The sequence below is a fragment of the Streptomyces sp. NPDC056231 genome (assembly GCF_048270745.1).
Lineage (GTDB): Bacteria > Actinomycetota > Actinomycetes > Streptomycetales > Streptomycetaceae > Streptomyces.
This window is the reverse complement of record NZ_JBLVKW010000035.1, coordinates 57,073-79,143: the sequence shown is the minus strand read 5'-3', so window position 1 is coordinate 79,143 and position 22,071 is coordinate 57,073. Positions and strand designations below refer to the sequence as shown.

At 70.8% G+C, this 22,071-nt stretch carries 18 protein-coding genes; 4 read left to right on the top strand and 14 right to left on the bottom strand.

What is annotated here, in order from left to right; all coding sequences use genetic code 11:
• Positions 1–53: 53 nt before the first annotated feature.
• The 4 genes from ACNPQM_RS24970 to lipB form a co-directional block, all read right to left on the bottom strand.
• Entirely contained in the window at positions 54–761 is a 708-nt protein-coding gene (locus ACNPQM_RS24970) for a DUF4191 domain-containing protein (RefSeq protein ID WP_358858458.1), read from the bottom strand.
• A 19-nt stretch (positions 762–780) separates the two neighbouring features.
• Entirely contained in the window at positions 781–981 is a 201-nt protein-coding gene (locus ACNPQM_RS24965; protein ID WP_037693926.1) for a hypothetical protein, read from the bottom strand.
• A 304-nt stretch (positions 982–1,285) separates the two neighbouring features.
• A complete protein-coding gene (lipA, locus tag ACNPQM_RS24960) occupies positions 1,286–2,251 on the bottom strand; it encodes a lipoyl synthase (RefSeq protein ID WP_358858457.1) in 966 nt (321 codons plus the stop codon).
• 126 nt (positions 2,252–2,377) lie between these two features.
• Positions 2,378–3,175, bottom strand: a complete 798-nt coding sequence (lipB, locus tag ACNPQM_RS24955) for a lipoyl(octanoyl) transferase LipB (protein WP_418085795.1) — start codon at positions 3,173–3,175, stop codon at positions 2,378–2,380.
• A 264-nt stretch (positions 3,176–3,439) separates the two neighbouring features.
• On the opposite strand from lipB, the gene ACNPQM_RS24950 reads away from it, so the two are divergent.
• Positions 3,440–5,119 (top strand): regulator, encoded by a 1,680-nt coding sequence (locus ACNPQM_RS24950; RefSeq protein ID WP_418085794.1) that lies wholly within the window; start codon positions 3,440–3,442, stop codon positions 5,117–5,119.
• Positions 5,120–5,237: 118 nt separating this feature from the next.
• On the opposite strand, the gene ACNPQM_RS24945 is transcribed toward ACNPQM_RS24950, so the two are convergent.
• The 4 genes from ACNPQM_RS24945 to ACNPQM_RS24930 all read right to left on the bottom strand — a co-directional run bounded on the left by ACNPQM_RS24945 (position 5,238) and on the right by ACNPQM_RS24930 (position 12,307).
• Entirely contained in the window at positions 5,238–7,484 is a 2,247-nt protein-coding gene (locus ACNPQM_RS24945; protein ID WP_358858454.1) for an alpha-L-fucosidase, read from the bottom strand.
• A gap of 17 nt (positions 7,485–7,501) precedes the next feature.
• Positions 7,502–9,730: a family 20 glycosylhydrolase gene (locus ACNPQM_RS24940; protein ID WP_418085793.1), complete on the bottom strand. Its 2,229-nt coding sequence runs from the start codon at positions 9,728–9,730 to the stop codon at positions 7,502–7,504.
• A 193-nt stretch (positions 9,731–9,923) separates the two neighbouring features.
• Positions 9,924–11,237, bottom strand: a complete 1,314-nt coding sequence (locus ACNPQM_RS24935; protein ID WP_418085792.1) for an NAD(P)/FAD-dependent oxidoreductase — start codon at positions 11,235–11,237, stop codon at positions 9,924–9,926.
• A 170-nt stretch (positions 11,238–11,407) separates the two neighbouring features.
• Positions 11,408–12,307 (bottom strand): TIGR01777 family oxidoreductase, encoded by a 900-nt coding sequence (locus ACNPQM_RS24930; RefSeq protein WP_358858451.1) that lies wholly within the window; start codon positions 12,305–12,307, stop codon positions 11,408–11,410.
• Between ACNPQM_RS24930 and ACNPQM_RS24925 the strand changes: the two genes are divergently transcribed.
• Both ACNPQM_RS24925 and ACNPQM_RS24920 read left to right on the top strand, forming a co-directional pair.
• Positions 12,306–12,566 carry a hypothetical protein gene (locus ACNPQM_RS24925; RefSeq protein ID WP_418085791.1) on the top strand — a complete coding sequence of 87 codons (261 nt, stop codon included), beginning with the start codon at positions 12,306–12,308 and terminating at the stop codon, positions 12,564–12,566. The genes ACNPQM_RS24930 and ACNPQM_RS24925 overlap by 2 nt on opposite strands.
• 28 nt (positions 12,567–12,594) lie before the next feature.
• Entirely contained in the window at positions 12,595–13,113 is a 519-nt protein-coding gene (locus ACNPQM_RS24920; protein WP_418085790.1) for a GNAT family N-acetyltransferase, read from the top strand.
• A gap of 40 nt (positions 13,114–13,153) precedes the next feature.
• On the opposite strand, the gene ACNPQM_RS24915 is transcribed toward ACNPQM_RS24920, so the two are convergent.
• On the bottom strand, positions 13,154–13,783 hold the full coding sequence (locus ACNPQM_RS24915; protein ID WP_418085789.1) for a TetR family transcriptional regulator: 630 nt from the start codon (positions 13,781–13,783) through the stop codon (positions 13,154–13,156).
• 142 nt (positions 13,784–13,925) lie between these two features.
• On the opposite strand from ACNPQM_RS24915, the gene ACNPQM_RS24910 reads away from it, so the two are divergent.
• On the top strand, positions 13,926–14,696 hold the full coding sequence (locus ACNPQM_RS24910; protein WP_358858447.1) for an SDR family NAD(P)-dependent oxidoreductase: 771 nt from the start codon (positions 13,926–13,928) through the stop codon (positions 14,694–14,696).
• Positions 14,697–14,727: 31 nt separating this feature from the next.
• Here ACNPQM_RS24910 and ACNPQM_RS24905 read toward each other — a convergent pair whose 3' ends face one another.
• From ACNPQM_RS24905 to sucB, 5 genes are all read right to left on the bottom strand, one after another.
• A complete protein-coding gene (locus tag ACNPQM_RS24905; protein WP_358858534.1) occupies positions 14,728–15,249 on the bottom strand; it encodes a DUF4240 domain-containing protein in 522 nt (173 codons plus the stop codon).
• A gap of 61 nt (positions 15,250–15,310) precedes the next feature.
• Positions 15,311–16,282: a helix-turn-helix transcriptional regulator gene (locus tag ACNPQM_RS24900; RefSeq protein ID WP_418085788.1), complete on the bottom strand. Its 972-nt coding sequence runs from the start codon at positions 16,280–16,282 to the stop codon at positions 15,311–15,313.
• A gap of 161 nt (positions 16,283–16,443) precedes the next feature.
• Positions 16,444–19,113: a pyruvate dehydrogenase (acetyl-transferring), homodimeric type gene (gene aceE / locus ACNPQM_RS24895; protein WP_358858445.1), complete on the bottom strand. Its 2,670-nt coding sequence runs from the start codon at positions 19,111–19,113 to the stop codon at positions 16,444–16,446.
• Positions 19,114–19,365: 252 nt separating this feature from the next.
• Positions 19,366–19,989 carry a GntR family transcriptional regulator gene (locus ACNPQM_RS24890; RefSeq protein WP_358858444.1) on the bottom strand — a complete coding sequence of 208 codons (624 nt, stop codon included), beginning with the start codon at positions 19,987–19,989 and terminating at the stop codon, positions 19,366–19,368.
• 309 nt (positions 19,990–20,298) lie between these two features.
• Positions 20,299–22,050, bottom strand: coding sequence for a 2-oxoglutarate dehydrogenase, E2 component, dihydrolipoamide succinyltransferase (gene sucB / locus ACNPQM_RS24885; RefSeq protein ID WP_418085787.1), 1,752 nt, complete (start codon positions 22,048–22,050; stop codon positions 20,299–20,301).
• Positions 22,051–22,071 lie beyond the last annotated feature (21 nt).

The window sequence follows — 22,071 nt, the reverse complement described above, 5'->3', positions numbered from 1 at the left end:
CGCCCACCACTTGTGGTCCCCCCCCCGCCCTCTTGTGCGTCGAGTGCGCGGCGTCAGCGCATCTTGCCGCCGCGCGGCATCCGCATACCCTTCGGCATCGGGCCCTTCGGCAGCGGCATGTTGCTCATCAGGTCGCCCATCGCCCGCAGCCGGTCGTTGGCCGCCGTCACCTGCGGGCCGGTCAGGACCCGCGGCATCTTCAGCATCTTGGTGCGGACCTTCTTCAGCGGCACCTGGCCCTCGTCGTTGCCGACGATGATGTCGTGCACGGGTACGTCCACGAGGATGCGGGCCATCTTCTTCTTCTCGGCCGCCAGCAGGAGCTTGACCCGGTTCGGGTTGCCCTCGCCCACCAGTACGATGCCCGCCTTGCCGACGGCCCGGTGGACGACGTCCTGGCTGCGGTTCATCGCTACCGCCGGCGTCGTGGTCCAGCCGCGGCCCACACGGTCCAGCACCGCCGCCGCAGCGCCCGGCTGTCCCTCCATCTGCCCGAAGGCCGCCCGCTCGGCACGCCGCCCGAAGACGATCGCCATCGCGAGGAGGGCCAGCACGAAGCCCAGGATGCCCAGGTAGATCGGGTGGTCGATCAAGAAGCCGATGGCGAGGAGGACACCGAAGGTGACGATTCCCACACCTGCGACGACAAGACCGATCTTGGGGTCGGTCCGCCGGGTCATCTTGTAGGTCAGGGCGATCTGCTTGAGCCGCCCCGCGTTCTCGACGCTGTCCGCGCCGTCAGTGTTTGCCTTCCTCGCCATGTACTGAAGTTTACGTGGCCTAGGAACGGTGGTCGGCCACGGCCTCCAGTACGTACTCGGTCTCGACCCGGTCCTTGGCGCGGCGGCGGTCCTCGAGGACGGCCGTCCAGGCGTTGCGGCGGGCGGTGCGCTGGCCGCTGCTCAGCAGCAGCGACTCGACGGCGCGGAGAGCATCGGTGACGGACGGAATGGCGGTGGCACGTACCGGCACGGCCTGCATCGTGGAAGTCCCCTCGGAACGGATGCGCGGAGTGAGTGGGTTACAGGAGTTGCTTGCGCGGGTTGGAGACGGTGAGCAGTGGCGGCGGCAGCCGTGAGAACCACTGCGCTGCGTGCATCCAGAGTCACTGCTCGGTGTTACCAGCGCATGACCTTTCGGTCAAACACCAATGAAACCTTGATATGAGCGCGGCGCACGCCGACGCGGCCCATACGCGTCCCCGACCTGCGGGGAGCGTATGGGCCGCGTCGATTCAGCCAGTACCGTTCAGTAGCTTCTTGTGCTCGGATTCACACGGTCCCGGTCAGGCAGTGGGTGCGGTCGTGACCGCGCCGCGCCGCTCGATCGCCTGCTGGAAGAGCCGGCCGGCCCGGTACGAGGAGCGGACCAGCGGCCCGGACATCACACCGGAGTAGCCGATCTCATCGGCCTCCTCCTTCAGCTCCACGAACTCGTGCGGCTTCACCCAGCGCTCGACCGGGTGGTGGCGCACGGAGGGCCGCAGGTACTGCGTGATCGTGATGAGCTCGCACCCGGCGTCGTACAGGTCCTGGAGCGCCTCGCTCACTTCCTCGCGGGTCTCGCCCATACCGAGGATGAGGTTCGACTTGGTCACCAGACCGGCCTCGCGGGCCCGCGTGATGACCTCCAGGGAGCGCTCGTAACGGAAACCGGGACGGATCCGCTTGAAGATCCGCGGCACCGTCTCGACGTTGTGCGCGAGTACCTCGGGGCGCGAGGAGAAGACCTCGGCCAGCTGCTCGGGCTCCGCGTTGAAGTCGGGGATCAGCAGCTCGACCTTGGTGGCGCCGGCCTCGCGCTCCGCCGTCAGCGCGTGGATCTGGCGGACGGTCTCCGCGTACAGCCAGGCTCCGCCGTCCTCCAGGTCGTCGCGGGCGACGCCGGTGATGGTGGCGTAGTTCAGGTCCATCGTGACGACCGACTCACCGACGCGGCGGGGCTCGTCCCGGTCCAGCGCCTGCGGCTTGCCCGTGTCGATCTGACAGAAGTCACAGCGCCGGGTGCACTGGTCACCACCGATGAGGAACGTGGCCTCACGGTCCTCCCAGCACTCGAAGATGTTCGGGCAGCCGGCCTCCTGGCACACCGTGTGCAGACCCTCGCTCTTCACGAGCTTCTGCAGCTGGTTGTACTCGGGGCCCATCTTCGCCCGGGTTTTGATCCACTCGGGCTTGCGCTCGATGGGGGTCTGGCTGTTCCGGACCTCCAGGCGCAACATCTTGCGCCCGTCGGGTGCGACAGCGGACACGTCCGGCTCCCTACGACTTCGATTCTTCGGCGAACACCAGGGTACGCCCGCTATTTGTACGGTTGGGGTGTGGCCCTTGCCCCTGGGCAACCAGGGGGCGGGCCGGGCCATTCCCGGGGCTCCGGGTCAGGCCGAGGCCCGGTCGGTCTCCCGCGGGGCGAGCTCCGCGTTCTCCAGGACGTCCTTCAGGTGCTTCTCGACCACCGGGAGCACCTCCGCGACGGTGACGTCGCGGCCCAGCTCGTACGCGAGCGAGGTGACGCCCGCATCGCGGATGCCGCACGGCACGATCCGGTCGAACCAGGTGTTGTCCGGGTTCACGTTCAGCGCGAAGCCGTGCATGGTCACACCCTTGGCGACGCGGATGCCGATCGCCGCCAGCTTGCGGTCCTCGCGGCGCTGGCCGGCGTTGGACGGGGCGTACTCGGGGCCGTTCAGCCGCGGGTCGAACTCCTCGTCGTTCAGCCGCGGGTCGAAGTCGAGGGAGAGGCCGCCGAGCGACGGACGCTCCTCGACCGGGTCACCGAGCACCCAGACTCCGCTGCGGCCCTCGACCCGGCTGGTCTCCAGACCGAACTCGGCAGCCGTGCGGATCAGTGCGTCCTCCAGCCTGCGGACATGCGCCACGACATCCACCGGGCGCGGCAGCTTCTGGATCGGGTAGCCGACGAGCTGCCCGGGGCCGTGCCAGGTGATCTTTCCGCCGCGGTCCACATCGACGACCGGAGTGCCGTCCAGGGGGCGCTCACTCTCGGTCGTACGCCGTCCCGCGGTGTAGACCGGCGGGTGTTCCAGCAGCAGACAGGTGTCGGGAACCGTGTCCTCGAACCGGGCCGCGTGCACCTCGCGCTGCTTCTGCCAGGCCTCCTGGTAGTCGACGGCTTCCTCACCGAATCCCAGCCGGACGAACCGAAGCTCACTCACGGAGATGCCTTCCTACTTGCGGTACCGGGAGCCGGGGGTGCCCCGGAACCACGTCACCATGCACTGATGCGCGCCCCGGGCCACTGTACGACCGCCCCGGGAGCGGTGGCCCGACAGGTTGTTCCCGTCAGTGCCACCCCCAATCCTCACACGATCGGATGAATGTGAAGCGAAGGAGAGTGCGGCCGTCGTAGGGCCCGCTAAATTCGCGCCGTTCCATAAGGGCTGCCCGCCCGGCCCCGAAAGCAGGAGACCGTACAGCTGATGTCGGAACGACCTCCGCAGCGCACCCCCAACCGCCAGCTCGCCTCGCTCATCACCGAAGCCGGATTCTCGAACGCCGGCCTCGCCCGCCGGGTGGACCAGCTCGGCCTCGAACACGGTCTGGATCTGCGCTATGACAAGACCTCCGTGACTCGCTGGCTGCGCGGCCAGCAACCGCGCGGCACCACCCCCGCGCTGATCGCCGAGGTCTTCACCCGGCGGCTCGGGCGCCGGCTCTCCGCGCAGGACCTGGGCCTCGACGGGGGTGCGCCCGTCTACGCCGGCCTGGAGTTCGCCGCAACTCCGGCCGAGGCGGTGGAGATCGTCAGCGGCCTGTGGCGGAAGGACTCGGGCAGCCAAGCGGAGCTGCGCAAGATCGCGTTCACCCCGGCCGGGCTCGTGGTGCCCAGCCGCGACTGGCTGATCGGACGGGCCGATGAGTGGGTGGGGCGGGGGAGCGAGACCGCTGCCCCCGGCGGCGGGGGCAGCGGGACCCAGGCGGCGCCGGTGCTCGGTGCGCAGCGCGGGCCGGTGGGGGCCAACGGGTCACCTGGTTCGCACGCCGGAGCGCACGCCACGGCTCACGTGGGGGCGCATGGACTGCACGGGGCGAGCGGGCCCGGGGGCCGGTACGGCGCCCGGGGGCCCGCGCCCGCCAGGCCCTCCGGGTCCGCCGCGTCGCCTTCCGCCTCCGCCGGGCCTCCGGTGCACCTCGTGCCGCCGGGAACCGGCGCCCCCGGCGTCCCCCGGCAGCGGCAGACCGACCGCGGATCCGGCCAGAAGGTCAGCAGCGGCGATGTCGCCGCCCTGCGTTCCGTCGGCGAGCTCTTCCGCGCCCTCGACAACGCCTACGGCGGAGGCCACGCCCGCCAGGCCCTCGTCCGTTACCTGGAGCACGAGGCCGAGCCGATGCTCCGCGGGACGTACGGGGAGACCACCGGGCGGCGGCTCTTCTCGGCCGCCGCCGATCTGACCCGGCTGGCGGGCTGGACCTCGTACGACATCGCGGCGCACGGTCTCGCCCAGCGCTACTTCGTCCAGGCGCTGCGGCTCGCGCAGGCGGCAGGGGACCGGGCGTACGGCAGTTATGTGCTGATCACCATGAGCCGGCAGGCGGTCTATCTCGGGCACGGCAGGGAAGCCGTCCAGCTGGCGCGCGTCGCCCAGCAGGGCATCGGCTCGTCGGCGCCGCCCGTCGTCATGGCCCTGCTGCACGCCGTCGAGGCGCGTGGGCACGGCGTGCTCGGCGAGGCCAGGACCTGCGCGGCCTCGCTGGCACGGGCGGAACGCGCGCTGGAGACCGCCCGGCCCGGGGACGACGTGCCGTACTGGGCGCGCTCCTTCGACGAGGCGCAGCTCGCCGACGAGTTCGGGCACTGCCACCGCGATCTGCAGCAGTACCGGGCAGCCGCCCAGCACGCGGAGCGTTCGCTGCAGCTGCGCGCCCCGGGGTACGCCCGGAGCAGGCTGTTCTGCCGGGTGGTGCTGGCGTCCGCCCGGCTCGGGCTCGGCGAGCTCGACCAGGCGTGTCTGCTCGGCGCCGAGGCGGCGCAGCAGGCGGCGGAGATGCGCTCGGTCCGGGCGACGGAGTACGTACGGGACTTCGAGCGTCGCCTCGAGCCGTACCGGGACGCGGCTGCGGTACGGGGATACCGGGACCGGGTCGCGGCCCTCGGGTGATCCCTCCCGCGGGATCACGGATGACTCTTCCGCGTGACTCCTGCGCGCGACGGAACGGGTGGTGGCCCGGACCGGGAACGATCGGTCCGGGCCACCACCCGTTTTCGGCAGGGCTCTCTCAGTGCCCGCGCACCTCGACCTCCGCCAGCGACAGCGGGTTGGTGCCGGAGGTCAGTTGCACGCGGACGTACCTGCCGGAGGTGCCCGCCGGGAGCTGCACAGTGGACGGCCGTCCGGCCTGGCCGGTGACATGGACCGCCGTCACACCGGGTGCGGTCCGTGCCTCATCGAGTCCGTCGGCCGTGATCGGGGTGTCCGAGGTCATGACCCAGAAGTCCTTCAGCCGGTCGGAGCAGCAGTCGGTGCGGTTCCAGATGTCGACTGCGGACAGTGACTTCGAGGCGCCCAGGTCGACCTGCCACCACGCCTGCGACGAGGGCTCCGCGGTGTGGGTCACCGAGCCCGATCCGAAGGAGCCGTCGGTGTTCCCGTCGACGGCGCGGGAGGCAGGGGCGTCCCACGCGGTGCTCTTCTGGGTGGCCGGCTTGTTCCGGGCGAGGTTCTCCAGGGCCACCCTGACCTTGACCGTCGTGGTGGTGGTGAGAGGGCCGTGGCGCAGGGTGATGTTCAGTGCGTACGTACCGGGGGCCGCGGAAGCGGGCGGCGTCACGGTGAACGGGACCTCTGCGTCGGCGCCGGGCGACAACGGGTGCACGCGGGTGGCCGCAGGGGTGACGGTCCAGCCCTCGGGGCCGGACAGCCCGATCCCGGTCCCGGGTGCGCGTGTGCGGGCGGTGTTGGTGAGGGTCAGGGTGCCGTCGGCGGCGCGCCCGGGGTTGAGCTCCTTCGGCAGTTCGGTCCTCGTGCGGACGAGGGTGTTCACGCCCGGAGTGGTGACCTTGAAGACGTACGCGCTCGTGCTCCTGGTGGCCGACGCCCCGTCCTTCGGCGTCTCGACGATCACGCGGCCTGCGGAGTCCTTGTGCCAGGGGAGTGCGCTGCCGTCCGAACCGAGCAGCGTGATACGGGAGTCGGCGGTGACGGGCGTGTCGGCGCCGAGGGTGAGTTCGGTGCCGGGCCACTCCAGCGCAGTCGCGTACAGCGTGCCGTCCTTCACCGTGTAGCGGACCTTGTCGTCTCCGGTCGGCTCCTCGGCATGGTGCCAGTAGGTGGTCCCGTAGATCGCCTCGCCGTTGATCTTCAGCCAGGCGCCGATGTCGAGCAGCCGCTGCTGCTGGATCTCGGGGATGGTGCCGTCGGCGCGCGGGCCGATGTCGAGCAGCAGATTGCCGTTCTTGCTGACGATGTCGGTGAGCGAGTCGATCAGCTGGTCGGAGGTGAGGTGGTCCTCCTCGGGCTCGTTCTGGTTGTAGCCGTAGGAGTGCGCGATGCCCCGGCTCGCCTCCCACTTGTTCGGGTCGATGTCCGGCTTGACTGTGTACTCGGGTGTCTGGAAGTCGAGTTCCTTGCTGTCCAGCGCACCGGTCTCGATCTTGCAGCGGTTGGCGACCGCGACTTCCTTCGGGTGCGCCCGGTTCTTCGCGCGGTTGTAGTAGTCGGCGATGACGGGCGCGGTCTTCCAGTACGACGCGGGTTTGTCCCACTGCCCGTCGCACCAGATGATGTCGGGATCGTACTGATCGACCAGCTCGTTCATTTGCGGGACCATGTAGTCGCCGACGTAGTCCTTGACCGACGGGGCGCCGGTGTACGGGACTTCGGCGCCGGTGTACGGGTTGAGGACCGGTTTGCCGGTGTACGACGGGTTGTACCACTCGTACAGCGAGTAGTAGAAGCCCGCCTTCAGCCGGCCGCCCTCGGTGTCCTTGCGCGCCGCCTTGAACAGGTCGCCCGCCAGGTCGCGCTTCGGGCCGAGGTCCACGGTGTCGCGGCCGCTGACCTTGCTGTCGAACAGTGCGACGCCTTCATGGTGTTTGGAGGTCAGCACGAAGTATTTGGCACCGGCATCCTTGAACAGCTTCACCCAGGCGTCCGGGTCGTACTTCTCGGCCTTCCACTGGCCGATGAAGTCGTCGTAGTTCGCGTCCGTGCCGTAGGTGTCCTTCTGGTGGGTGTTGGTGGCGCTGCCCTTGCTGTTCATGTAGTTCCAGTACCACTCGGCGTAGCTGCCGCGCGGACCCCAGGCGGGCACCGAATAGGCGCCCCAGTGGATGAAGATGCCGAACTTGTCGTCGTTGAACCACGTGGGCGTGGGGTGGCTGTTGAGGGACTCCACCGTCGGCTCGTAGTCCTTCGACGGGGGTTCGGGCGCGGCGGAGGCCGGGGTGGTCAGGAGGCCGGCGAGGGCGGCCAGAGCTGTCGCTCCGACGAGTCGCGTACGGGTACGGGCATGGGTACGGGTCACTGCGGTTTCCCTTCGGGTCAGCGGTCGTAGTGCGCGTAGTCGGCCCGGACCTGTTCGGGGCTCAACGCCTCGTCCCAGGTGGAGACTTCGTCGAGATCTCCGCGCAGCCCGGCCTTCTCGGTGCCGATCGAGCGCAGCGGGAGCGGAATGGACGCGCCGACCATTCCGACGCGCTCGCCGTTCGCATACAGGGTGGTGCGGCCCGGCTCGGTGACCCAGGTCAGCTGGACCCACTGGTTCAGCGGCAGGGTGTAGTCGAAGCTGTGGTCGGCCACGCCGTAGCGGGTGAAGCCGACCTTTCCGGTGCCCCACTGCTGGAGTTTGAGCGCGCCGGCCTTCGAACTGAGCAGCACTTGGTCACTGGTCCTGCCCGTCGTCCTGACCCATCCGGAGACGGTCCACGGCTCGGCCAGGTCGAGGCCGCCGAAGCCCACCCCGTCGCGGTCGCTGTCGAAGCGCCAGGCCTGGCCGCGCACTCCGTCCGGGACCGGAGTGGGGTTGTTGATGATGTACGAGGTGCCCGGCAGGTTCCCCGCGGTGTCCTCGGCGAAGATCGTGTTGCCGGGGCTGCCGGCCCACGTCCAGCCGCTCGGGTAGGAGGCCTGGTCGAAGGTCCAGTGGTGGCTCGGCCGGCCGTCGTCGACCCGGGGTGCCACCGGGTCGGGCCGCAGGCCGGGCGGGTCGCCGAGCCGGGCGACCAGCGTCCGGAAGTCCTGCACGGTGTCCGGGGTGGCGGAGGCGTTCCAGGAGCGGTCCGCGATGATCGCGCGGGCGGTCGCCATCTGCTGCTCGAAGTAGCCGTCGTCGGCCCAGAAGTTGTAGTCGGCCCAGTTCATCAGACCGGATCCGAGGAGATCCGGCGCGGTGCTGGGCACCCAGGAGTCGTACATCCACGACTCGTTGGGGTACAAGTGGTGATAGTTGTTCGGCGTGTTGTAGAACGGGCCGATGGCGATCTCGTCGTGGCCGGGGATGACAGGCTCGGTGCCGGTCCCTTCCCAGGTCAGGAACACCACGGGCGCGTGAACCTGCTGCTGGGGTGCGGCGAGGTGCTCGGATCCGTTGTAGATCGCGGTGCGCTTGCCGTGCTCGGTGACGACGTCGTCGAGGGTGTTGATGTAGCCGTTCAGCAGGTCACCGAGGGTGCTGGTGTCCGGATCGGCGGCGAGATAGTTCTTGACGCGGGGGCAGTTGGCGAGCTGGCCGGGCAGCTCGTCGGCGCCGATGCTGAACAGCGGGGCATCGAACCAGCCGGCGAACTCGTCGACGATCCGGCGGGTCGTCGCGACCGCCTTCTCGCTGGTGAGGTCGACCATCCAGTTCGGCGTGAGGTGCGAGTGGGTGTGTGCCTGGGTGCACGGTTCGGGGCCGTCACCGAAGCCGATCCCGAATGCGTCGGTGATCACGGTCGCGTGTCCGGGCATGTCGATACCGGGCATCACCTGCACGTGATAGCGGGCGGCGACACGCTTCAGCCGCTCGATGTCGGCGCGGTCGTAACTGTGTGCGGGGTCCGCGAGTCCGGGGAACTCCGGGCTGAAGAGACGGAAGCCCTCGGAGTCGGAGAACTGCAGGAACAGGGTGTTGAGCTTCTGGTCGGCCATCCGGCGGACCAGCTTCTCCAGGTACTTCGGCTGCCAGTACTTGCGGCCGGCGTCGAGCATGGTCATCCGGACCGGCTGGGCGGGACGGTCGGTGGAGACGGCCTTCGGCACGGTGAGGTGATCGGGGGCGGTACGCAGCAGCTGCAGGAGCGTGCGCGTCCCGTAGAACAGGCCGTGGGTGGAGGCGGCCTCGATGCGTACGGCGTCCGTGCTCTCGAACCGGTAGCCCTCCGCGCCCAGTGCCCCCTGTTCGGTGAGCGTCAGCACGATGTCGCCGGCCCGCGCGTGCCGGATGTCGCTGCTGACGGCCGGAGCGACTCCGCTGACCTGGGCCACCTCCGTACGCAGCTGCTTGGCCAGGTCCTGCACGGACTGCCGTGCGGGGCCCGGGAATTCGGCCCGCCCGGAGGGGAGAGCGGTCATGGAGCGGGACTGGGGGTCCACCAGGATGCGGGTCCCCGCCGTCAGCTGTGTGTGGCCGCCCGCTTCGCTCCACTGGGTCGGTCTGGGAACAACGGGCGGCCCTGGTGAGGCCGTTGTGCTGCCCGTGCTCGATCCGGGTTCGTCCGGGGGTTCGTTCGCCACCGCGACGGGAGTGATAGATCCGATGACTAGAGCTATAAGAAGCGGCAGAACGGGCATGGCTCGGCGCACTACGGTCTCCTGAAGTCTGGTTTCGCCAGGACCGTAGCGGTAGACGTGACGCACGACAAGGGTGTTTGCGGGAGTGGTGTGGACCACTCCCGAAAACAGGAGGTGGGGCGAGAGATCCGATCTGTAAAGGGTGCTCGGGGTTGCGATCGGCTGGACCGGGGCAGGATGTGCGCGGGCGGACTCAGGCCGCTTCGCGCAGCTCCGCCTCCAGCTGGCCGGGCCGGACGCCCAGATCGCCGAGGATGGCGTGCGCTGCGCGGCGGCCCGAGAACAGGGCGCCCTGCACCGTGCTCGTGTCCCGGTGGTCGCCGCACACGTACAGCCCGGCGAGCAGCCTGACCGGGCGGCGCAGATCGTGCGGAGGCGGCATGGCGGGGACCGCCTCCGGGTCGTGGTGGGCGGCCAGCAGTTCCCAGTCGTCCGTCGGGGTGCCGTACAACGCGGCGAGATGGGTGCGGACCGAGCGGTCGAGATCGGGCGTCGGCGTGCCCAGCACCGTCGACGTGATCAGGGTCCGGCCGTGCGGGGCGCGCGAGGGGTCGACCTCACTCATCACGCAGGTGTGGGCCACCGGGCCCGAGCGGTCGGCGTCCAGCAGCAGCGAGGCGCCGGTCGGCGGGGGAGCGGGGGCGGTGTGGTGCAGGACCGTCACCGGATGGAAGGGCGGCACCCGGAGACCGGGCAGCAGCTCGGCGGCGGCGCTCGCACCGGTGGCCAGCAGCAGGGAACGGCAGCCCAGTTCACCGTGTTCCTTGGTGCGTACGGAGGTGGTGTCGGCGGCGGTGACATGGACGCCGGTCCGCACGGTGCCGGGCGGCAGGGCCGCCGCCAGCAGCTCGGGCAGCGTGGCCGAGCCGCCGGACGGCACGCACAGCCGGCCGCGCGCGTAGCTGCGCAGGGCGAGATCGGCGCACCGGCTCGATGTGGTGAGCCCGGGGTCACTGAGCAGCGCGGTGAGCAGCGGGCGCAGGAAGCCATTGACCGTACGCGAGGGCAGACCGCGGGTCGACAGGGCGGCGAGGGCGGTCCGCTCCGGCCGGGCCAGGATGCGGGCGGCCGGGGTGGCCGCGAGCCGGGCGAGGGCCGCGCCGAGCCTGGCCTGGTCGATCGGCCCGCCCATCGGCGGGCGGGGGGCGCTCGCCAAGGCGCGCGCCGCCTTGAATGCGCCCCGTGCGCTCCGTACCTGGCGCGCGTCGCCGGTCCGGTACTGGCGGCCCTCGCTGTGGACGAGGACCCCCGGAGCGAAGTTCCGCAGCAGGATCCCTTCGAGGCCGGGCGCGGCGCGCAGTTCCGGATATGAGGTGCTGAGGAGCGGGCCGATGTGGTCGAGCCGGAACCCGTCCACCTCCTCGGTGGTCATCCGGCCGCCGACGCGTGGGCCGGCCTCCAGGACGCTGACGCTGACCCCTGCACTGGTCAAATGATGGGCTGCTGACAGGCCGGCGATTCCGGCACCGATGATGACGACGTCCGCGTGGTGTGCCGTGCTGAGCACGTGCCCCTCCCCGAGTCGGCGCAACTGGTGGGAGGCTCTTGCCCCCAACAGGTCCCCGGAATGCCCGAGTTCGCCACGAGGCTAGGAGGGGTCCAGTGCGGGCGCAGTCGCGCGCGGCCCGGGGCACCGTGGCACGGGGTCGCACATGCGTGTGATCCGACCGTGCGGGGTCAGCGCAGCGCCGCGCGGATGGCGCCGTCGATGCCGGGGAAGGCGAAGGTGAACCCCGAGTCCAGCAGCCGTGCCGGCAGAACCCGTTGGCTGCCCAGCACGTCCTCCGCGAAGTCGCCGAGGGTGATCCGGAGCGCGGGCGCCGGGACGGAGAGCAGCGTCGGACGGTGCAGCACGCGCCCCATCGCCGCTGTCACCTCGGCGTTGGTCACGGGGCCGGGGCCGGTCAGGTTCACCGGTCCGGACAGCGACTCCGTGTCGAGGAGGTGCCGCAGGGCCGCGATGTGGTCGTGCAGCGCGATGAAGCTCCAGTACTGGCGCCCGCTGCCGAGCCGCCCGCCGAGCCCCGCCCGGAACAGCGGGAACAGCCGCCCCCAGGCCCCGCCCTCCCGGGCGACGACCAGGCCCGTGCGCGCGTACACCGTCCGGATGCCTGCCGCCTCCGCCGGAGCCGCGGCAGCCTCCCAGTCCACGCAGACGGACGGCAGGAAGCCCGTGCCGTGCGGCGCGGTCTCGTCGACCGCGCGGTCCCCGGTGTCGCCGTAGTAGCCGATGGCCGACCCGCAGAGCAGCGCCTTCGGCGGTACGTCGAGGGAGGCCACCGTCTCGGCGATCGCCGCCGTGCCCAGCACCCGGCTGTCCCGGATCTCCCGCTTGTACTCCTCCGTCCAGCGATGGTCGCCGACCCCGGCCCCGGCGAGATGGACGACGGCGTCGCAGCCGACCAGGCCCGCCCCGTCGACGTAACCCCGCTTCGGGTCCCACTCGACCTCGTCCCCGGCGCGCGCCGGATGCCGGACGAGGCGCACGACCTCGTGACCGTCGGCCCGCAGCGAGCGCACCAGCGCGGCTCCGATGAGTCCGGTGGATCCGGTGACAGCGATACGGGAGTACACCATGGCACCATCCTGCCGCAGCGGCGTGCGGGGTGCCGCGCCCTCATCACCCGTCACGCCCGAATCACTCGAACAGCAGTTGCAGGGCGACATCCCGACAGTGGCGCACATGCCGCAGACCGCCGCCCCGCTGTCCGCCGCGGTGATGGCGGCGGAGAGCAGCCGGTACTCCTCCCCGGAGCGGTCCCGGGTCGTCGAACGACTTCCGCCGCCGCCTCCCGTTCGGCTCCGCCGAGCGCCCGGCAGATATGCGATGACGTGACCGGGCGGGCCGTGGCACAGTGGCGCCCATGCCTGAGCTCCGCACCCCCCTCGTGCGCCCCGCCGTTCTCTCCGACGACACCGCTCTCGGGGAGCTTGACCGGGCCACCTGGTCGACCCTCCACGCCGTACAGCCGCGTCCGCAGCCGCCGTACGAACCGTTCTTCGACGACTGCCACCGGCCCGAGCACCTGCTCGTGGCCGAGGTGGAGGACCCGGCGGGCGACATGCGCATCGCCGGTTACATCCGGGTCGTCGCGGCGACCCCGCTCGCCTGCAACGCGCATGTGCGCCAGATACAGGGCCTCGCCGTGGCCGAATGGGCGCGCGGCAGCGGTGTCGCCAGAGGGCTGCTGCGGGCCGCGTTCGCGCTGGCCCGCAAGGAGGGGGCGAACCGGATGACGCTGCGGGTGCTCGGGCACAACGCGCCCGCCCGGGCGCTGTACGAGTCGGAGGGGTTCGTCGTCGAGGGGGTGCTGCCCGGCGAGTTCTTCCTGGGCGGGCGCTACGTCGACGACGTGATGATGGGCCGCTCGCTCGCCCTGTGACGGCTTACGGCCTCCCCCGCGACAGTGAGTGGGGTCGGTCTTACCCCTTGAACAGCCGCATGCCGCCCATGAGTTCGTGCAGGCAGCGCACCGCGAGGGCGGCGGGGGAGCCGGCCCCGGCTGTCGGCGCGTCCGTGACCGCCCAGGCCTCCAGCGCCACCCGTACCGCGTCCGTGGCGGCCGCAGCGGCCAGCCGGACCTCCAGCGGGTCCGCGTCCTCACCGGCCAGCCGTGCCAGCACCGGCAGCAGCCGCTCCTCCGAATCCTGATTGACCCGGTACCAGACGGCGCGCAGCGCCGGATCGTCCTGTGCGGCCCGCAGCAGGCCGCGCGTCCAGCCGAGCTGCTCCGTGGCGTGCTCGTCGCTCGGGCTGAGCGCGTCCATGACCGCACCCTCCAGCGCCTCGGCCAGCGGGACCCCCGGACCGGCCGCGCCGAGCAGGGCGCGCCAGCGTTCGGCGCCGCCGGAGAGCAGCGGCCCCACCGCGTCCTGCTTGGAGCGGAAGTAGCGGTAGAAGGTGCGCAGTGCGACGCCCGCCCGGTGGGCGATGTCCTCCGCCGTGGTGCCGTCCGGCCCGCGCTCGGCGAAGAGCGCAGCGGCCGCGCGCGCGATGTCCAGCTGGGTCGCGGCCTTGCGGCGCTCGGTGAGGGACGGCTGCTGGTGGTTCATTCCCCGCAGATTACCCGGGCCGGGACTCCTTCGTGCGAGCGCTGGGTGCGCAGAATGCCATTCTGGCAAAACGTGCCATCTAGGCGTACGGTGGATGCGAATCAAGAGAGACGTCGGGGGACTCGGAACGAGGAGTGAACACATGAACCGCTACACAGGCCGCCGCGTACTCATCACCGGCGCCGGCTCCGGAATCGGGCAGGCCACCGTCCACCGCGTACTCGCCGAGGGCGGCCTGGTCGTCGCCGCCGATGTCAACGAGGCCGGGCTGAAGGCCACGTACGACACCGCTGTGGCAGGAGGCACCGCGGAGAGGCTCACCACCGTGGTCCTCGACATCTCGGACGAGGCCGCGGTCCGGGCCGGTGTCGCTGACGCCGTGGCCGCGCTCGGCGGCCTCGACGTACTGGTCAACGCGGCGGGCATCCTGCGCTCGGAGCACACGCACAGGACGTCGCTGGAGTTCTTCAACAAGATCCTCGCGGTCAACCTCACTGGCACGTTCCTGATGATCCGTGAGGCGATACCGGCGCTGCTGGCGGGCGACAAGCCGGTCGTCGTGAACTTCTCGTCGACCTCCGCGAGCTTCGCGCACCCCTATATGTCGGCGTACGCGGCGAGCAAGGGCGGCATCCAGTCGATGACGCACGCGCTGGCGAGCGAGTACAGCAAGCAGGGTCTGCGCGTCGTCGCCGTCGCACCCGGTTCGATCTCCTCCGACATGACCAGCGGCAACGGCCCGGGGCTGCCTGCCGACGCGGACATGTCGCTCTTCGCGAAGCTGTCCCCGGCGCTGGGCGAGGGCTTCGCCAGCCCCGACACGGTGGCAAGCGTCGTCGCTATGCTGGGCTCCGAGGACGGTGCGTTCATCACGGGTACGGAGATCCGCGTCGACGGCGGCACCCACTTCTGAACCCGGGTGCCCACAGCGGGAGCGGGGCGGCTCAGCCGGAGCCGAACCGCTCCCAGAGCAGGGGAAAGCGTTCGGCCAGCGCCGCGTCGTCCTCGAAGCGGACGGGCGCGCCCTGCGGCTCGGCGGCCTGCGGCGGAAGGCCGAGGTCCGGCGTGACGACGCCGGTGAGCTGTTCGTACGCCTCGTCGGCCGCATAGCCGAGATCCTCGGCGTCCCCGTCGATCTCCTCGTCGAAATCGTCGAGCAGTTCGGCGAGGCTGTCCGGATCGTGCACCGCCCCCTCGAAGACCTCCCGCCCCTGGCCGATCAGCCAGCACCGGAAGAAGTCGAAGGCGTCGTCGCTCGCGCCGCCGAGCAGCACGGCGGCGGCGCCCCACAGGTCCCAGTGGTACGCGCGGTTGTAGCGGGCCTCGAAGTGCCGGGCGAAGTCCAGCACGGACTCCGGGTCGAGCTGCACCAGCCGGTCGACGAGCAGGTCGGCTTGGTCCTCGGGGTCGCCCTCGGCGGCCTCGCGGGTGCTGTCGATGATCTCCCAGAACTCCGTCTCGTCCATCACGGGTCAAGCATCGGCCTTGGTGCCAGGCGATGCACGCGGAGACACCGAAAAGAAGCCTTCAGCGATAGAGGCCGCTCAGCCGTTCGGCGGCAGCGGCGAAGCGGCTCCGCAAAGCGGGCGGCTCGAGGACCTCCAACTCCGGCCCCAGGGACAGCAGCTGGTCGTACGCGACCTCCAGGGACTCCACGGGCAGGGTGACGGTGCGCCACCCGTCGGTGCCGGGCGGCCCGGCCGCGTCCAGTGCGTCCTGGACCGCCGAACGATCCATGCTGCGCGACAGCCGGCCTGCCCCCGCCTCCGACACCCGTACCGTCACCTCGGTCTGCAGGATCGAGCGGGCGAACCGCGCGGCCTGCTCGTCCCAGAAGCCCGGCAGATCGAAGTCGTCGTCGCGTACGAACCGTTCGTCCGACACGGCCACGGCGGTGAAGCGGTCGATCCGGTACACCCGGAAATCCGTCCCGGCGCGGGCGCACACGTACCAGACCCCGGCCTTGAGAACGAGGCCGTACGGCGCCAGCTCCCGCTCGACCTCACCGCCCGCACCGCCGCGCCGGTAGCGGGCACTGATCATCCGGTCGTCCCAGACGGCCTCCGCGACGGCGGGCAGCAACTCGGGCGTGATGGGCTCCTGATACCAGCCGGGTGCATCCAGATGGAAGCGCCGGGCGGCGGTGTCGGAGGCGTCCCGCAGCGAGGGCAGCAGCGCGGCGGACACCTTGAGCCGGGCCGCGGACGCGGCGTCCTGGAGCCCCATCTCGCGCAGCGCGGACGGCAGCCCGGAGAGGAAGAGCGCCTCGGCCTCGCTACGGGCCAGTCCGGTGAGCCCGGTCCGGTACCCGCCGACGAGCCGGTACCCGCCGGCCCGGCCCCGGTCCGCGTACACGGGAACCCCCGCCTCGTTGAGTGCCTGGGCGTCGCGGGTGACGGTCCGTTCGGACACCTCCAGCTCCCGGGCGAGCTCGGCGGCGGTCATGGCGGACCGGGACTGGAGGAGCAGCACCATCTTGATGAGCCGGGCAGCACGCATGGGGCAAGTCTGCCGTGCCCCCCGTCGCCGGGCGGGCCGACGGCCTCCCCCAAGGGCTGTCCCGTCGCAAAAGGCCCTCCGTGTCCGGTCAGGCTCGAAGACCGAGCCCGCCCGGACACGGAGGGCGGCACGGCAGCCGGGCGTACCCGGCTGCCCTCACCTCACAGCCCGTACTTCTCCCGGGCCTCCTTGACCGCGGACGCGGTCACCTCGCCGCGCCGCGCCAGCTGGGCCAGCGCCGCGACCGTGATCGACTGCGCGTCGACCCCGAAGTGGCGGCGGGCCGCGTCACGCGTGTCGGACAGACCGAAGCCGTCCGTGCCGAGCGAGGACCAGTCCTGCTCCACCCACTGGCTGATCTGGTCCGGCACCTGTCGCATCCAGTCGCTGACCGCGAGCACCGGGCCCGGTGCGCCTTCCAGCGCCTGGGTCACGTACGGCACCCGCTGATCGCCATTGAGCAGCGCCTCGTCGCACTCCAGCGCCTCGCGGCGCAGCTCGCCCCAGGACGTGGCGGACCAGACGTCGGCCGTGACACCCCAGTCCGCGGCGAGCAGTTCCTGGGCCTCCAGGGCCCAGTGGATCGCCGTGCCGGAGGCGAGCAGCTGCAGGCGCGGCGCGTCCGCGGCGGCGGGCGTGCCCTCCTTGAAGCGGTAGAGGCCCTTGACGATGCCCTCCTCGACGCCTTCCGGCATCGCGGGCTGCGGCTTCGGCTCGTTGTAGACCGTCAGGTAGTAGAAGACGTTCTCGGCCTCGGGGCCGTACATCCTCCGCAGACCGTCCTTGACGATGACCGCGATCTCGTACGCGAACGCCGGGTCGTAGTTGAGCGAAGCCGGGTTCGTGGCCGCGATCAGGTGCGAGTGGCCGTCCGCGTGCTGGAGGCCCTCACCGGTCAGGGTGGTCCGGCCCGCGGTGGCGCCGACGATGAAGCCCTTGCCGAGCTGGTCGGCGAGCTGCCACATCTGGTCGCCGGTCCGCTGCCAGCCGAACATCGAGTAGAAGATGTAGAAGGGGATCATCGTCTCGCCGTGCGTCGCGTACGACGTGGCAGCGGCGATGAAGTCGGCCATGGCCCCGGCCTCGGTGATCCCCTCGTTGAGGATCTGGCCGTCCTTGGCCTCCTTGTAGTACATCAGCTGGTCGCGGTCGACCGGCTCGTACGTCTGGCCCAGTGGCGAGTAGATGCCGGCCGACGGGAACAGCGACTCCATGCCGAAGGTACGGGCCTCGTCCGGGACGATCGGTACCCAGCGCTTGCCGGTCTCCTTGTCCCGCATCAGATCCTTGGCCAGGCGCACGAAGGCCATCGTGGTGGCCATCTCCTGCTTGCCGGACCCCTTCTTCAGCGCGGCGAACGCCCGCTCCTCCGGCTCGGGCAGCGCCACCGCGTGCATCCGGCGGGCCGGGGCGGGGCCGCCGAGGGCGGCGCGGCGCTCCTGGAGGTAGCGCACCTCGGGGGAGTCGGCGCCCGGGTGGCCGTAGGGCACCAGGCCGTCGTCGAAGGCGCTGTCCGGGATCGGGAGTCCGAGCAGCTCGCGCATGCCCTTGAACTCGTCGATCGACAGCTTCTTCATCTGGTGGTTGGCGTTCTTGGACTCGAAGCCCTTGCCGAGCGTGTAGCCCTTCACCGTCTGGGCGAGGATCACGGTCGGCGCGCCCTTGTGCTCGACGGCCGCCTTGTACGCCGCGTACACCTTGCGGGCCTCGTGGCCGCCGCGGGAGGTGTAGAAGCACTCGGCGATCTTCGCGTCGGTGAGCAGCTTCGCCAGCTCGGCGAGCGCCGGCTCGGCGCCGAAGAAGTGCTCGCGGATGTACGCGACGTCGCGGGTGGCGTACGTCTGGAACTGGGCGTCCGGGACCTCCCGGAGCCGGCGGACCAGCGCACCGGTGGTGTCCAGCTGGAACAGCTCGTCCCAGGCGTTGCCCCAGAGCGTCTTGATGACGTTCCAGCCGGCTCCGCGGAACGCACCCTCGAGCTCCTGGACCACGCGGAAGTTGGCGCGGACCGGACCGTCGAGGCGCTGCAGGTTGCAGTTGATGACGAAGGTCAGGTTGTCGAGCCGCTCACGCGCCGCGAGGGCGAGGGCGGCGGTGGCCTCGGGCTCGTCCATCTCGCCGTCGCCCAGGAAGGCCCAGACGTGCGAGTTCGACGTGTCCTTGATGTTGCGGTTGGCCAGATAGCGGTTGAAGCGCGCCTGGTAGATGGCCGAGAGCGGGCCGAGGCCCATCGACACGGTGGGGAACTCCCACAGCCAGGGCAGCCGCCGCGGGTGCGGGTAGGACGGCAGACCGTCGCCGCCCGCCTCCTGGCGGAAGTTGTCGAGCTGCTGCTCGCTGAGCCGGCCGTCGAGGAAGGCGCGGGCGTAGATGCCGGGGGAGGCATGGCCCTGGATGTAGAGCTGGTCGCCGGAGCCGTCCCCCTCCTTGCCGCGGAAGAAGTGGTTGAAGCCGGTCTCGTACAGCCAGGCTGCCGAGGCGAAGGTGGCGATGTGGCCGCCGACGCCGAACCGGGCGCCACGGGTGACCATCGCGGCCGCGTTCCAGCGGTTCCAGGCGGTGATCCGGGACTCCATCTCCAGGTCGCCGTCGAACGCGGGCTCGGCGGCGGTCGGGATGGAGTTGACGTAATCGGTCTCCAGCAGCTTGGGCAGCGCGAGACCGGCGCCCTCGGCGTGCTGCAGCGAGCGGCGCATCAGATACGCGGCGCGGTGCGGGCCCGCGGCCTTGGTGACGGCATCCAGGGAGGCCGCCCATTCGGCGGTCTCCTCGGGGTCACGGTCCGGGAGCTGGTCGAGCTCGCTCGGAAGCTTTCCTACGGGGTCGGTCATGATCGCCGCCTTCCGGAGTGGAGGGGGGTGGTGAAAGGGCCCTGACTGGCAGGACAGGGCGATGGGGCCGGTGGGCCCGCGGAGTGAACTGTAGAACGCTGATCGATGATCGATCAAAGGATGAAGGGCAAAACTTCTCGATATGAAGAAATTGGCATCCGGTGCCCTGCTTCGTGGCACGGAGTGACGTCGGAAATAGGAAGAATCCGGGCGCTCATCTGTACGGCTGAGCGCCTGGACCACGCATCTGTGTCAGGCGCGCGGGGCGCACCCCAGGACATGCGCCTTCACCAGCGCACCGATGTCCGGGTCCTTGCGCAGGAACGCGTCGATGAGCGCCTCGTGCTCCTCCGCGTACGACTTCTGCACCGTCCCCAGCCACCGGATCGAGAGCGCCGTGAACACCTCGATGCCCAGACCCTCCCAGGTGTGCAGCAGTACGGCGTTCCCGGCGGCCCGCACCAACTCCCGGTGGAACGCCACCGTGTGCCGCACCTGCGCCTCGCCGTCGGCCAGCCGGTCGGCCTCGTACAGCGCCGCCACATGTGGCGACAGCCGCGAGCAGTCCTCGCCGAGCGCCGGAGCCGCCAGCTCCGCCGCGATCTGCTCGAGACCGGCCCGTACCGGGTAGGACTCCTCCAGGTCGGCGGCGGTCAGATTCCGGACCCGTACGCCCTTGTTGGGCGCCGACTCGATCAGCCGGAGGGTCTCCAGCTCCCGCAGCGCCTCGCGTACGGGCGTCTGGCTGACCTCCAGCTCAGTGGCGATCCGTCGCTCCACGATCCGCTCGCCCGGCTTCCAGCGCCCGCTGACGATCCCGTCCACGATGTGCTCGCGGATCTGTTCGCGCAGCGAGTGGACGACGGGCGGGGTCATGAGGGCTCCTTCGGGGAAACCGGTGCTGCCGATCCGACCGGTGCGGGTGAGGCAACCGGTGGTGTCTCAAGGCTGTTCCGTCATCCCTGGCGGGCGCACGGCGACAGCTACGGCACCTCACCGCGTTGTCGGAACACCCGAATACGCCCAGTATGAAGGCGCTCCTCCGCTTTGCGATGCACCGTATCCGACGCCGTGCGCTGATTCACCAGGGATGACGGGACAACCCTTAGACAATACGGCGGTGCCCCCGCCCGGAAGGGTTCCGGACGGGGGCACCGCTGGTGAGGCTGGTTACAACCGTGGTGCTCAGAGGCCGAGCTCGACCTCGAACTCGCCGGCCTCCAGGATCGCCTTGACCGCAGTCAGGTAACGGGCGGCGTCCGCGCCGTCCACCAGACGGTGGTCGTAGGAGAGCGAGAGGTACGTCATGTCGCGGACACCGATGACGGTGCCCTCGGCGGTCTCGATGACCGCCGGACGCTTGACGGTGGCACCGATGCCCAGGATGGCGGCCTGGTTCGGCGGCACGATCACGGTGTCGAACAGCGCACCGCGCGAGCCGGTGTTGCTGATGGTGAAGGTGGCACCGGACATGTCGTCCGGGGTCAGGCCGCCGCCGCGGGCCTTGCCGGCCAGCTCGGCGGTCTTCTTCGAGATGCCGGCGATGTTCAGGTCGCCCGCACCCTTGATGACCGGCGTCATCAGACCCTTCTCGGCGTCCACGGCGATGCCGATGTTCTCCGAGTCGAAGTACGTGATGGTGCCCTCGTCCTCGTTGATCCGGGCGTTGATGACCGGGTGGGCCTTCAGCGCCTGGGCCGCCGCCTTCACGAAGAACGGCATCGGGGACAGCTTGACGCCCTCACGGGCGGCAAAGGCGGCCTTCGCCTGGTTGCGCAGCTTCATCAGCTTCGTGATGTCGACCTCGACGACCGAGGTCAGCTGGGCCTGCGAGTGCAGCGCCTTCATCATGTTGTCGCCGATGACCTTGCGCATGCGGGTCATCTTGACCGTCTGACCGCGCAGCGGGGACACCTCCAGCTTCGGCGCCTTCGCGGCTGCCGGAGCGGCCGCGACCGGGGCCGGAGCGGCAGCGGCGGCCTTGGCGGCCTCCGCGGCGGCGACGACGTCCTGCTTGCGGATACGGCCACCGACGCCGGTGCCCTTGACGGCACCGAGGTCGACACCGTTCTCGGCGGCGAGCTTGCGGACCAGCGGTGTGACGTACGCACCGTCGTCGACGGAGGCCGGAGCCGCCGGGGCCGGGGTGACCGGAGCCGGAGCAGCGACCGGAGCCGGGGCGGCCACGGGCGCCGGGGTGGCGGGCGCAGCCGGGGCCGGAGCGGCCACCGGGGCGGGGGCTGCGGCGACCGGCGCCGGAGCAGCCGGAGCCGGAGCGGCCACGGGGGCCGGAGCGGCCGGGGCCGGGGCAGCCGCCGGGGCGGCACCCGCGGCACCGATGACGGCGAGCTTCGCGCCGACCTCGGCGGTCTCGTCCTCGGCGACCACGATCTCCAGCAGCACACCGGAAACCGGGGCGGGGATCTCGGTGTCGACCTTGTCCGTGGAGACCTCGAGCAGCGGCTCGTCCTCCGTGACCTCCTCGCCGACCTCCTTCAGCCAGCGCGTGACGGTGCCCTCGGTGACGCTCTCGCCGAGCGCCGGGAGGGTGACGTCCGTACCGGTCGCGGCACCAGCCGGGGCAGCGGCCGGAGCCGCGGCCACGGGGGCCGGGGCGGCGGGGGCCGCCGCGACCGGCGCCGGAGCCGGAGCGGCCACGGGCTCGGCGGCCGGAGCCGCGGCCGGGACGGCCGCACCCGTGCCGTCGTCGATGACGGCCAGCTCGGCGCCGACCTCGACGGTCTCGTCCTCGGCGACCTTGATGGACGCGAGGATGCCGGCGGCGGGCGCCGGGATCTCGGTGTCGACCTTGTCGGTCGAGACCTCGAGCAGCGGCTCGTCGGCCTCGACGCGCTCGCCCTCGGCCTTCAGCCAGCGGGTGACAGTGCCCTCGGTGACGCTCTCACCGAGCGCCGGAAGGGTTACGGAAACCGACATGGTTTCAGTTGCTCCTTACAA